Annotated in this window: 6 protein-coding genes; 4 read left to right on the forward strand and 2 right to left on the reverse strand. The window is 64.1% G+C overall.

Translation table 11 applies throughout. The features are described 5' to 3' along the window. The first annotated feature begins 789 nt into the window (after positions 1-789). From ACFY29_RS09765 to ACFY29_RS09775, 3 genes are read left to right on the forward strand one after another with little or no spacing between them, the layout of a single operon-like run. The gene (locus ACFY29_RS09765; protein ID WP_386984833.1) at positions 790-2,460 is read left to right on the forward strand and encodes a hypothetical protein; all 1,671 of its coding nucleotides are present in this window, start codon (positions 790-792) and stop codon (positions 2,458-2,460) included. Further along, positions 2,457-3,959 (forward strand): hypothetical protein, encoded by a 1,503-nt coding sequence (locus ACFY29_RS09770; protein ID WP_386984835.1) that lies wholly within the window; start codon positions 2,457-2,459, stop codon positions 3,957-3,959. The genes ACFY29_RS09765 and ACFY29_RS09770 overlap by 4 nt, the downstream gene beginning before the upstream one ends. Continuing rightward, positions 3,956-8,653 carry a helicase HerA domain-containing protein gene (locus ACFY29_RS09775; protein ID WP_386984837.1) on the forward strand — a complete coding sequence of 1,566 codons (4,698 nt, stop codon included), beginning with the start codon at positions 3,956-3,958 and terminating at the stop codon, positions 8,651-8,653. The genes ACFY29_RS09770 and ACFY29_RS09775 overlap by 4 nt, the downstream gene beginning before the upstream one ends. A 4-nt stretch (positions 8,654-8,657) precedes the next feature. Here the strand turns inward: ACFY29_RS09775 and ACFY29_RS09780 are convergent, their stop codons facing one another. Both ACFY29_RS09780 and ACFY29_RS09785 read right to left on the reverse strand, forming a co-directional pair. Beyond that, on the reverse strand, positions 8,658-10,550 hold the full coding sequence (locus tag ACFY29_RS09780) for a Druantia anti-phage system protein DruA (RefSeq protein ID WP_386984839.1): 1,893 nt from the start codon (positions 10,548-10,550) through the stop codon (positions 8,658-8,660). A gap of 85 nt (positions 10,551-10,635) precedes the next feature. Continuing rightward, positions 10,636-12,159 carry an ATP-binding protein gene (locus ACFY29_RS09785; RefSeq protein ID WP_386984841.1) on the reverse strand — a complete coding sequence of 508 codons (1,524 nt, stop codon included), beginning with the start codon at positions 12,157-12,159 and terminating at the stop codon, positions 10,636-10,638. A 129-nt stretch (positions 12,160-12,288) separates the two neighbouring features. On the opposite strand from ACFY29_RS09785, the gene ACFY29_RS09790 reads away from it, so the two are divergent. Beyond that, positions 12,289-12,615 (forward strand): hypothetical protein, encoded by a 327-nt coding sequence (locus ACFY29_RS09790; protein WP_386984843.1) that lies wholly within the window; start codon positions 12,289-12,291, stop codon positions 12,613-12,615. Positions 12,616-12,626 lie beyond the last annotated feature (11 nt).

The following is a 12,626-nucleotide window of genomic DNA, read 5'->3' on the forward strand; positions in this document are numbered from 1 at the left end:
GGCAACTGCTGCAGGCGTTCTCCCGGATGGTCCTCAACATTCGAGACACGGCGTAAGGGCAACCACCACCCGTCGTAGCAGCCCACCTGGACCCAATCGAACCTGCCTTCAGATAGCCGCACCCGCCCAACTGCCCTGGCTCGACGACCCGACATCGGCTTGACCTCTTGTTTGGGCGGTGGTGCAGCCACGGATCCCTGGTCGGCACGGACGTACACACCTCCTCGTGGCGACCGAGCAATCGCCTCGGGCGATGTCATCGCTACCACCCCACAGGTCGGTGTGGCTAGGAAGTTCGTTCCGTGCAGCATGACGATCGGGACGCCTGAGCGGTGGCGAGCGACATCTCCTCGGCTCGGGTGCACCGCGTGCTCGGTGTTTCACCTCGTCGCCAGCCTTCGTGCCGGCAATGGCGACATACGGGCGGCCGTCATGTGCATGTCCGCGGTAGCGCCCAGATGGGGCAGGACGGCGGGGACGTGCCGCCATGTAGATGCCGCGACGGACGCAGGACGGGTTCAACTGCTGCCTGGCGTCGTCCAAAATCCACACGTTGAGGATGAGGTACGACGAATGTGGCAGGTAGGCGATAGCTTGTGGAGCAGTACGCTGTCGCCCATGGACTGATCGCCCTGACAGGCGGGACGGTCTCCTGTTCGTCAGCCGTTCCGCTGCAGCAGCGACAGAGCCAATGGTGGTGATCCCGATGACCGGTTCCTATGTGCCGGCGGAGCCTCGCAGAGAGATGGGTGACGTGCGCGTGGCTGCATGGGATTGGGTGGTTGTCACGTGACCGCACGGGAGACGGCGCCGGATGCCTCCTCCATGTCCGGTGTCGCGGTCGACGCCAGATACCAGGGAGATGAGGCGGTAGCCGCGTCCGCCAGTCAGTTCGTTGAGCGGCTGTACCGCAGCAGCAACAGCTACGCGGACCGGCTGACCTCGGAAGAGCTCGAATGGGTTGATGTCGACCTCGGTCTCAACGATAAGATGCTGGGCTTGGCCGAAGACGGGCACCAGATCATTGTCACGGGTAACCCAGGCGATGGAAAGACGCACCTCATCGAACGCCTCCGGCCCGCACTGGAGAAAGCGGGCGCGCTCGTCCTGACCGACGCCAACGAACTATCTGATGACGAGATCCTGAGTCAGTGGCGTGATTGTGACGATGGCGGCCGGGCGATGGTCCTGGCGATCAATGAGTGGCCTCTCTTCGTGTTGCGCCGCCACCCCCTCGCGGCCGACTTCGACCCACTGCAGGAGGCTCTTCGGCAGGTCCAGCAGGCGATCTCTTACGGCCACGAGCCGGTGCAAGAACCTGTGGAACCGGTCCGGGTCATCGACCTGGGACTGCGAAACATCCTCGCCCAACCAATTGTGTTCAAGGTCATCGACCGGCTGACCGACGACCGGTTTTACGCTGACCTCTCACCGACCGATCCAGCCGTTACCAACCGCGAGGCGATGAGTCATCCGCAGGTCAGGGAGCGGATCGCTCTACTGCTGCAAGAAGTTGCCCGACGCGGACATCACGCAACCATGCGGCAGCTCGTGGGCTTCGTCGCCTTCTTGTTGACGGGCGGTGCCACGGCCGCAGTGCGGCTGGCATCGCCGAGCTCAAGCCGGTACCACTACGCGCAACTCGCCTTCGAAGGTGGCGACGGCCCGCTGTTCGATGCCATCAGGGCATCCTTCGATCCGGCGACAGTGACGCACCCTCGCCGGGACATGGATCTCTGGCTGGGGACCACGGCGCCGAAGGAATGGGTCGATGGTCGCTGCCCGGCAGCCATACAGACCCTGCCATCTGGCGATCGGATCGACGAGTACCGTGCGCTCAAGCGGCGGTTCTTTTTCGAGCATCGGGACGGCCGTTCCTTGATCGGGCTTCTGCCGAGCGACGAGCGTGGCTTCGACAAGCTGGTGACCGACGGACGTGCGGGAAGCGCCACAGTGGTTCGAGACCTGCTGCTCGCGATCAATCGCTTCTATGAGCCGGACTGTCCAGACACGGACCGAGAGCGTCTTGTGCTGTGGCAGAGCCACCGGTTCGACGTCAAGGCGCCGAATACGTTCTTGATGCTGCACGAGGTCCGCCATGGCCGGTTCCGAATCAGGGCACCCGAGTTGGCGCCATGGGTTAACGCGTGGCTGCCGCAGGAGCAGCGGCTCGTCCGGATGTTCGCCCTAATCGCCACGAACGAACACGATGCCACGATCGCCAGCCTTCTCGTCGACCGCGCCCTGTACCTCACCCTGGCTGAAGCGCGCTGGGGTCTCGGCCGTACGAGTTGGTCGCGTAGCGCGACCCGGCGGGTTACACGCTTTGTTGACAAGGTGCACAGCAGCGTGAACGTGAGCGTGAGCGACGTGGTAGACGTCCGTATCCGCAACGTCGAGAAGGACATCGAAGCCAAAATTGAGATCCAGCGGTATCCGGTGGCGAGGTACATACTGTGATCAGCGACCTGAAGACCTTCCTCAACGACATCTACGATGAGGAGTTCGGCCTCCTGCCGACCAATACGTCCATTAAGCCCGTGCACGTGGCGAATGGGCTCGGGCGTGCACTCGTCGGACGCGTTTATGACTCCGACGCGCTCGCTCAGTTTTTGCGCCGATCGATCCTGAACCAGACGAAACGCGTTCAGGAGGAGCGCAACCCCAACAGCATGATCCTCGAAACCTACGGGGACGCTTTCATGGGCCGCGAGAGTCAGATCGTTGACCGGGATGCGCTTAGCACTTTACGAAACCTCGCGGAAGGCGTTCTCGCTACGGACAAAGCTGTGTTCGGAGAAGCTGCGCGGTCGTCGTATACGCTTTCGACCGAGACTCTCCTGACGCCTGACCTGTCGGACCAGCACTGCGGCACCTTCCTTGCCGGGTTGCTGACCGCAGGACGGTCGGGAGACGCTGCTACACACATCCGAGCGCTGTTGTCGACCAGCGACGATCCGTGGTCGACGTTAGCGATGCCGATGATGCAGTTCGCCCAGCCGCGGGCGGTTGGATCAGCAGTGACCTACGGCGCGGCGCGACCCTACGCGGCCCTTGATACCGACAGCGGCGGTGACCTTACTTCACCGACCCTGGCAAGGCTCCGAGTGTCCTTCGACCGGCTTGCACGCTTCGAACGGAGTGGCGGATCAAAGCTGAATTCGCTTCGGCGGATGGTGATGTTCTCCTGTTTCGCTATCCATGTGCACCTTACCGCGCGGTTCTCTGAAGCGTTCGACGGTGCCCCGCGCCCACCAGTTTTGATCGACATGTTCGATGGGTCCCGCGCGTCTTTGCGCAACGCCTCGCGCGCATCGCTCCGGGCCGCGGGTGACGTATTGGAAGCGCTCGTCTCGCGTCGGATTCGAGAGCGGATTTCGGGGCAGGTCGATGAGATCGGTGTAGAGCAGATGATCCTGAATCTGCCCGAGAAGGTTCAGGTGCGGGTCCGCCAGGGGTTTGAGGCATACCGCGACGACGATCAGGTCTCAGACATGGAAGCGCTCAGCGAGGCGCTCTGGCAGGTCGCCACGGAAGAACGGAGCCACCCCGTTGGATTCCTTACTGAACTGGGCCGTCGTGCTGGATATCTCACTCCTTGGGCGGTTACCGGACGCGGCGGCAGACTGCAAAAGAGATATGGCATCACCACAGAGTTCTTGGAGACTCTCGTTGCCGCTACGGTGGAGCCGGGCCAACCACTTGATTTTCCGGAATTCCTTGACGAATTGCGCACCAACTATGGCATTGTTGCCGGACAGCGTTCCGATGACCAGATCGTGCGGTGCAACAACTTGGCAGCGAAGCCCTTCGGGACTCCAACGTCAGTGACCGAGGAAGACCTGCGGCTCAATGTGGAGGCCTTACGGAGGGCGGTCCTCGAAGCCGGGTACGCCAAGGCGTACGCCGACGGCCAGACTGTAATCACCACCGACCCGGAAAGCCTGGCAGTTCTATGACGACAACCGGACTCCGCGAGAACTTGGTCAGCGACCTTCTGTGCGAGCAGGTCGTCCAGCTGTCTGGGTCCCTGGGGATTCTCGTTCAAGACGTACCCCACCTGGACCCGCGCGGGGTGCTGGCGGGACTGGCAAAGGCTCTCGAGGTCGCCGACCTACGCATCGCGCTTCTGGCAACTGGCGGCGATGCGCTCGCCGCTGCGTCCGGCATACCCGCCGATAAGGTAACCGCCAGCGTTCAGCAAGCCGAACAGTGGCGCAACGATCGAGACCTACAGGCGACGATCGTCGTCATCGCCACCGGCGACCACGCTCGGCTTTCGTCGCTGCAGGACTTCGCCGCGATCGGACCGGCGCAGCTCAAGCGCCTGCTCGTCCGGCGGGCGCAAAAGGGTCCGGCCGCCACCAACGAGGTACTTACCAACTGGTGGAAGAAGCTCGGTGCCGACGGCAACATCTCGTTCGGTCAGCTCGTCGACTACTACACCTCGTTGCCAAGCGGCCCTGAGCAGGAAGTTGAATTCAAAAACCAATCAAGTCGCGAGCTTCCCCGCTTGGGCCTACTGGCCGACCCCAGACTGTTCGACGACGCGCGAGACCGCGCGGTGCGCGATCGCGTTCGGCGGAACCGCGATCTTGTCGTTCGACTGCAAGCGCTAAATGAGAAGGATCGTAGGGCGATCGCGGAGAATATCGCCAAGGAGGGCGATCCAGGCCGGCAGGCGACGCTACGCCGCAGTCTTCGGCTCCTGCGCCAGCTTCGTCGCGGAGAACCGGCCGGCCAGCTCACTGTCGCGGATGCCGAAGATCTTTTCTCAGTACGGCGGAGGCAGCAGGAACCGTCGAAGCCCACCGACGACGTTCCGGAACCGTCTGGCGTTCCAAGTCCGCCAGGCATCGGCGCCCCCCTGGCCCCCATGCCATCCGATGACGGCAACGGTGGCGATGACATGGCCGACACGCCGCCGAACACGCCCACTCCGGCCTCGACCGTGGCTGCCCAGGCGTTGTTGTCCGACGACGAGTCCCGCCAGGAGGACCTCGATGTTGCGGTGGACACCGTGGCGGAGGTTGGTGAGGTCGACGGAGGCGGATCGGCCGTCGGTACCGAGCGCTGGGAGACGGATCTTCCCTCCGGCGTCATCGTTCAGGGACAGGCCTCCCGAGAGGTCCTGGACATCGTCACCCGGCTCGTTGGCGAAGGTCGTTACGGTGGCTGGATCACCTGCAATGAAGGCGACATCTGGGAAAGGATCCGGGGCTACCGTGGCGAGGAGGATCTCCGGGCGGAGTGGACCAGTGAGCAGATCCTGGAGTTTCTCGGCAGCCTCGACGACGACGGTGGACGGGAGCTCAGCGCAAGGTTCACCGACTTCGACCAGGCTCGCAACCAAATCGTGGAGTACACCAGCTCACTGGCCGCGGAGCCTCTTCTCGTCGCCGCAGCTCGCGCGTCACAGGACCTCGTGAGGGCGTACGTCGGGCGCTATAACGACCTGCTTAGCTGCATCAGCCGCACCTACGGCGACCTGTTCGCCGAGTACACCCAGGACGCCAACCAAGTTGTGTCGCAGATCTTGATGCTGGACACGATCACGTTCGGCTCCGGAATGACAACGATCGCAATGCTCACGCCGCTGCACCCATTGTATCTTTGGCGGTACTCGGAATTTGCTCGCGTCGTCGCGGCACAGCGCCACCGGCTCGGTCCCCGCGACGTGAAACTCGTGATCGCCTCCGCCCAAGATCTACCAAACTTCCTCACAAGCCTGTGCCTGCCCGAGTTGACGCAGGACACGCCGCAGGTCCTGCCCCAGGTGAGCTCAGTCGATAACCTCCCCTACTTCGCCGTCCGGCAGGAGCGCAGCGTCGGACACGACGGCTTCACCGCAGTCGCCCGGATCGTGGAGTCGTTCCTCGACGCGCACCCTGCCGCCCGACCCGGACTCCGTCTTGCATTGCTGGATCCGCCAGGTCCCGGCCCCTATCTGAGGCTGCTAACGGACTTGGCAGACGACGACAAGATCCAGGGCGCCCACCTCACCGTCCTGTACCGGGGCCGCGGCGCCGGCATTCAGTCGCTCGGGCTGGACGACGACGACGAAGCACGCGTAGCGCAGCTGTTTCGAGCGACCGCAGACGATCGCCGCTTTAGCTTCGAGGTGCGGTCCCTGCCCGCTGACACCCCTAAGCTCCCGGACGACGTCCTCGCCCACATCACTGTCGCGTTCGACCAGTCCGGCGGCAGGCAGGACGCACTAAGCGTTGTCGAGCAACCGATCCAGCCCCTGGCGATGCCGCAGCGACTCAAGTACCGAGTCTTCACGAAGACTGTCGATCTCGAGCCTGCCCCGGGCGGTCCCTTCGCCGCATACTTCAATGTCGCTCAGTTGGTCGCCAAGCAGGCTCCGGCGTCTCGACTCGCCGTGCGACAAGACGGAGACGTCCGAGAGCGACTCAAAGCTGCGGCGGCAACGGCGCCCTGGTTCATCCTCGCCGACCGGCACATCGACCGTGACCTGCGACTCGGTAGCCTTCAGGTCTTCACTGGCCGCGACGGCGCCCGCGAGGTGGTCGCGTTCGCCGACGCCACCGACCCCTTCCGGCGCGCCCTTCGCGACGTCGTCCGTCAGTACAACACTGCCGTCAGCGACGGCGATCTGGACGGCCTTCTGCGAGAGCTGACGGACCTGCTCGACGTGGGGGCACTCACCCTCACGGCGGACCTGGAGCGCCAGGTCGACCAGAACAGGACAAAGGGCCTACTCGGGACCCTGGTCGCTGCGCGTTGGTATAAGACGGGCTGCCCCCCTAATCGCAAGCGCTTGCTGGTCAGCCTCGACGACGAGATGGCTCGCCGCTGGCTGCACCTGCGCGAGGACGCCCGGCGTGCAGATCTGTTGGGCATCGAATCTGGCGACGATGCGTGTGCCATCACCGTCTTCGAGGTCAAGACCATGCAGGACACGTCGGCGGAGTACCGCATCGACGGCGGCCTTGCATCGGGACCGGCCGTTGACCAGTTGCTGTCCACAGGGATGCTGCTTCGCGACGTGTTCAACCCTGACCGGGCAGACGAACTCATCACCACGCCGGCGCGGCGCGAAGTGCTGCGAGCGCACGTCTACCGTGAGCTCGGAAAACACGGCCACGACGCCGACGACCGCAAGACGTGGGCCACCGCCGCCCAGCGACTCTTCGAAGGCAAGCTTTCCTTCACCATCGATCTCCAACTGGTTGAGGTGTCGATCGGCGTGGACTCCGAGTCACTGAGGCCGGCCAGACGGGTGAGTGCCCAGGCTGACGGCAGCCCAGTCTTCCCTCTTACAGTGATGCATCTGAATGAATCCGGCGTTGACGCGCTCCAGCAGTCCACCGCGATGGTCGACGAGCCACTGCCAAGCCGACCAACGCAAAAGAACGATGCAGTGCCGCCCGAGTCCGACGGGCGTTCCCTCCCGCCTGCCGAGGCGAGCGGGCCCGACCCACTTCGCCCGCCCGCCGCCAGGAGGGCCACGACGACGGCGGCAGCCAGCGGCACATCACCAGCACTGGCCGACCGGCCGACCGCTTACCTAGGCGAGGCACTGGGACAGTACGGCAGGCCTGTCGAGATCTGGTATGACCCGCAGCGCCCGGATCGTCCCTTGGCAAACGGCCACATCGCGATCACCGGCGAAACGGGCAGCGGGAAGACTCAGGCAACCAAGGCGATCCTGCGCGACCTGATGGCACCGCCGACCGGTCTGCCAGCGCTGATCCTGGACTTCAAGGACGACTACGCCGGAGCCGAATACACCCGCACAGAGCAGTTGTCCATGTTCGATGCGAGCATCGGCGGTCTGCCCTTCAACCCGCTGGTGCCGCCAACTGATCCGACATCTGGCCGGGCGAACCCTATGTCCCACGTCCACCAACTCGTCGGCATCTTCAAACGCATCTACCGTCTCGGCGACCAGCAAGCCTACACCCTACGGGAGGCGATGAAGGAAACGTACGCAATCGCGGGCGTCGATGGTAAGCCGTTCATCCCGGAGCCGGAGCAGACCTACCTGCCCTTCGACGCAGTCCGTGAGGTGCTCGAACGCGACGGGCACGGTCCATTGATCGGCCGGCTGTCGCCGATCTTCGACCTCGGCCTGTTCGCCGGCGATAGCGGCAACACAACCCTCGAGAGCTTGCTCGACGGACGATCAGTTGTCCGCCTCAGCCAGTTGCCTGGCGAGGAGGTCAAGAACGCCGTGGCTGAGTTCCTGCTGATGGCGCTCTACAACCACCTCATCCGGCGCCCGCAGCCGCGGATCCTGAAACGGCTCGTCGTGCTCGACGAGGCGTGGCGTCTTGTCCAGTCGCCCTTCCTCGAACCCCTCATGCGAGAGGGCCGAGCCTTCGGCGCCGGTGTCGTGGTCGCCACCCAGTACCCAAAGGACCTGCCCGATGCGGTGTCCGGCGCGACGGCGACAAGGTTGTACTTCAGCCAGACGCAGGTCGACCAACTCCGCACCGTCCAGAAGGCGCTGATTGGCAAGACCAGCGGGTCCGACGCCGAGCAACTGGCGGCGCTGGTGCGGTCAATGCCTCCGCTTACTTGTCTGGTGCAAAACGCTCACCAGATGCCGCACATACGCACCGCCATCCGGCCCTACTACGAGCGGCTCGCCAAGGCCACTCCTGACCCTGATCGGCTGTTCTAGACCGTCAGTACAACTCCAACTGCTCGTGCTCATTCGGTGCGAGTGGGTGGGCAGGTAGTGTCACGCGTGCACCGTGGCTGACTGGCCTGGTTAGCCGGTTCCGGGTGACCGCCTCCAGCACCTCCAAGGACTTGCTGCGCGGGTGCAGCCAGCGGCGCATCCACCACTCCGAGATGGCGTCCACGTCCCCTCCGCCGCGGCGGCGACGGAACGTGTAATCAGGCTCCGCATCGGACCCGAGTAGGTACGGCAGGAGGTTGTCGACCAGGCTGATGCCGTAAATAATACGTTGACGCCCATGTTGCAGCAGCGTGTCCGACGGCCACCCCAACAGATCGAAGCCGTGGCGCACCTTCCGGAACTTTGGGTTCACCCCCTCACCGAAGATGCTGTTAACCCGGGCACCGCTGGCCGTCTGCTCGGCAAGGCGTACCAGCGCGCGCACCGATTCGGCGGACAAATGCGAGGTGCCGAAAGATTTCGACCGGCCCAGTTGACGGAATTGGATGGGTCCGGACCCACCGAGTACTTCGGGTGGGATCCGGATTCGGTTGTACTGGCTGGCGCCAGAGCCATAAAGGGAGGTGGTGCCGACGAAGACGAGATTGGATCGGCGGCGGATTGGCCGGCCGGCCATCGAGGAGGCGATCTCGCTGGCGTAGGTTGAGTAGCGCTGTCGGTACGCCTTCACCACGGACGGGCTGACGGCCAGCATGCTGACAAGCTTGCCGCCCAGCAGGGAGTTATAGGGAGCGACAGCGCCGCAGACCGTGAGATCGGCGATCTCGGTGCCCACCGCGTCGGCTTTGGCCCGTCGGAGGACCGACATGATTGCCCGACGGGCCGTAGTGTCGTCGAGCGCCCGGGACAGTCCTGCGCGCGTCGCCTTGGGATACAAATACGGCGAAAGGGCCTGCCGAGCGTTGAGTAGGTCGGCCAGCGCCAGGCATCGCTTGCTGCGAAAGAGGTCGGACTCCGCGCGCCGGCGCCACCCGGCAACGTCGTCGGCATCGTGGAGTTTCTTAAAGTCCGTCGCCTTGACGAACCGATGATGGTCTCTTCGGCGTGTGACCGCTTCCTTCAACAGACGCTCGATCGCGTCAGTGGCCGGTACCTCCCATAGCGAAGGCCAATACAGTCCGTCCTTAATGAGGTCGTCAACGTACAGTTCGTCCAGCGCAGTCTTCAACCGGCTCGTGATCCATCGAGCCATCCGCAGCGTCGGGGCGGCACGCAGGCCACTGAGGAACACGGCTGGCTGCCAACCGATCCAGTCATCCCGTTCGGCCAACTGCACGACGGCGCTACCCAGCGCGGCGATCCCGATGACTGGGTGGAATGGGGCCGCGCGATCCCGGACCAAGATCATTAAGGTGCGGCCCGGGGTGCTGGTGTACTGGTTTGACCAGGTGTGACGGAAGTACCGCCAGATGTCCATGAGTCTGAACCCAGTGTGCTTGCAGCGCTCACCGGAGACGACCTGTACGTACGGGTCGATCACCTCGCGCAGGCGTGATGCGTCCGCGCCGCCATCGCCGGCGGTTCGAAGCGCCTCAGCCAGTTCCTTGCCGTCACGCATGAGGCTGAAGATTGAGACAAACCTCCCGTCGAACTCCCGAGGTCGCTCCATGGTTGTGATGAAGCGACGCACCGACGGGGCGTCCAGCTGCTCGTCTCGCTTGATGAGTTCCTGCCGCCTGATTCGGTGCTTCTCCTCGACGGGATCAGCCACGCCCAGCGGAGGGGCTACGGCCACCTCGTCGCCGTCGACCCGTACGTTCCAGCCTTGACCCGCAAGATCGAGTAGTACATACGTGGCGGCTGCGAGCGCTGCGTTCTCGCGGGCAAGACAACGGTCGCGGGCGACGTCACGTGCCGCGCCATTGGCGTCCGCCACCGCACGACCAAGCGTTGCGAAAGCGCGTTGCTCTGCGGCTCCACACCCTGGCGGGCACGGCAGCGGATACCACACCGTGCCCATGTCAGGCATTCATGAAGGTGGCGAGTACGTCGGCGGTCGCCTGGCGGAGTCGCTGCGCATGTCCGCGCTCGGTGTCGCGGCGCAGGGCAGCCTCAGCGCGGGCGGATGCGAGGATGGTCAGCGCAACCTGGCGCGCGAGGTCATGGTCTCTGCCCGATTCGCTCATAGCGAGCGGACCGTAGAGGTCACGATACCAGGGGTGCTTGGTATTGAGCAGCAGAACAATCTTCTTATCCCGCACGACTACCTCGTATGCGCTTGTCGTCGGCAACTCCGCAGCCACGATTTGATAGGGGGAATCGTGCTGGGCCAGGCCACCGACCACCGATTTAAGTTCGTCAGGGATGGGTCGACGTCCGCGCGGCAGTGATGGCAGCGACACATCGGCGCGCGCGGCCTGTCGTTCGGCAGCGCCTAGCGGCTCGGTGGCCTTGACCAGCAGGAATCGGTTGCGGACCCGGCCGTTCAATGCGCGGGCGATCGTCTCCAAGTCAGGCGAGACGAGTTCTAGTAGCTCGGGCCGGGGCGAGATGGCTTGCTTGGCGTGAGTGATTCCGAAAAGTTCGTCAAGAATGGGATCGAAACTTATTTCACATCGCCACCAGTCGTCGTAGTTCTCGCGGCGCTTGCCGCCCATGAAGAACCATCCACGATCGATCTCGCGCCCCGCACGCACAACGGAGACCGGCGACCCGGCCGTGACGCCCATGGTCCGCTTCTCTTCCGTCGACAGCGCGTGCCAGTGATCGATGGGTAGCTCACTGAACGCAACCGAGACAGTGCCCACTGCGGAGCCTACCGGAATCTCGTAAAGGAGGTCGTCGCCGAACCGCCTAGCACCAGTGATCTTGGAACCAGGCGCGAGGCAGAGGGGATCATTTGCAACCACGAGTTGACCGTTTACCTGCAAACTGACACCGTTGGTGAGGAAGTGCCGGTAGATGCGGCCCAGATCATCTTTGAGCCTTCGGACGAGCGCTGAGCAGCGCTTGTACTCGACTCTGTCGCAGCGCGCTAGCCGCACCACAGTACCTGAGTCGGTGGCGGGCACAAACCCGGGCCGATCGATGAGCTCGACCGGGGGTAGCACCGCATCGCGCGCAATGACCAGTTCGTCAATATCCAGCCTCGACCAAAGGACGCCGGTGCCGCGCCGCCAGGTGTAGACCTCGACGCGGCGGCTACGGCTGAGCGCGCCGTTCGGCAGCCCCATGCCGTAGCGCCCAAGGGACGACCGGTCGTTGAACCGGCTGCTCCCACCGAAGGTCAGGGCCTGCGCGAGTGATGTGGCGTCCATGCCATCGCCGTCATCGATGACCATGATCTCGATCTGCCGATCCGGGCCTCGTCCAGTGGCGACCTCCACATCGACGTGCCGCGCTCCCGCCTGCAGCGAGTTGTCGATGAGCTCGGCGATCGCAAGTCCGGTCGTCTTGTAGCCGGTGTCTCGGGTGGCGACGAGGAAGTTGGCGGGGTTCACCAAACGAGGCCGAATGTCCGGGCCGTTGTCGACCTGCGTCGCCATCAGTTAACGCCACCTCCCGCCGGCCGAGTTCGCCGGCCGAGTGATCCTACACAAGCCCATTGAGGTGCGGTAGATATACCTCAGACGCGCGTCTTGACGATAGACTACCTCGGTGTCCGGAGTTGGTACATGACCACGCGGCGACGAATTAGCGCCGACACGCTTCTGCCCGAATGCCCCGAGAAGCGCATTGGCCTCGCGCTACCGGCGCCGATCAGCGAGCGCCTCGACGAACTCGTGCGCTTGGCTGAGGCGAACGGCGACCGAACCAACCGCAAGGAACTTGTGGCCTCGCTGATCTTGGCGGCGCCGGAGTCGGGTGCGGACGTATCTGACCTGCTACATGCCTACCGGCGGTCTTCTGCGCGGGCGGCAAGGCTCGACGGGAACGCCGACGAGCCGACCATCGCCATCCGGTCACACCCGCCTGGACCGCGCCCGCGCCCTCGGTTGTGACCTACGCTCAT

The sequence above is a fragment of the Micromonospora sp. NPDC000668 genome (assembly GCF_042897975.1).
Lineage (GTDB): Bacteria > Actinomycetota > Actinomycetes > Mycobacteriales > Micromonosporaceae > Micromonospora.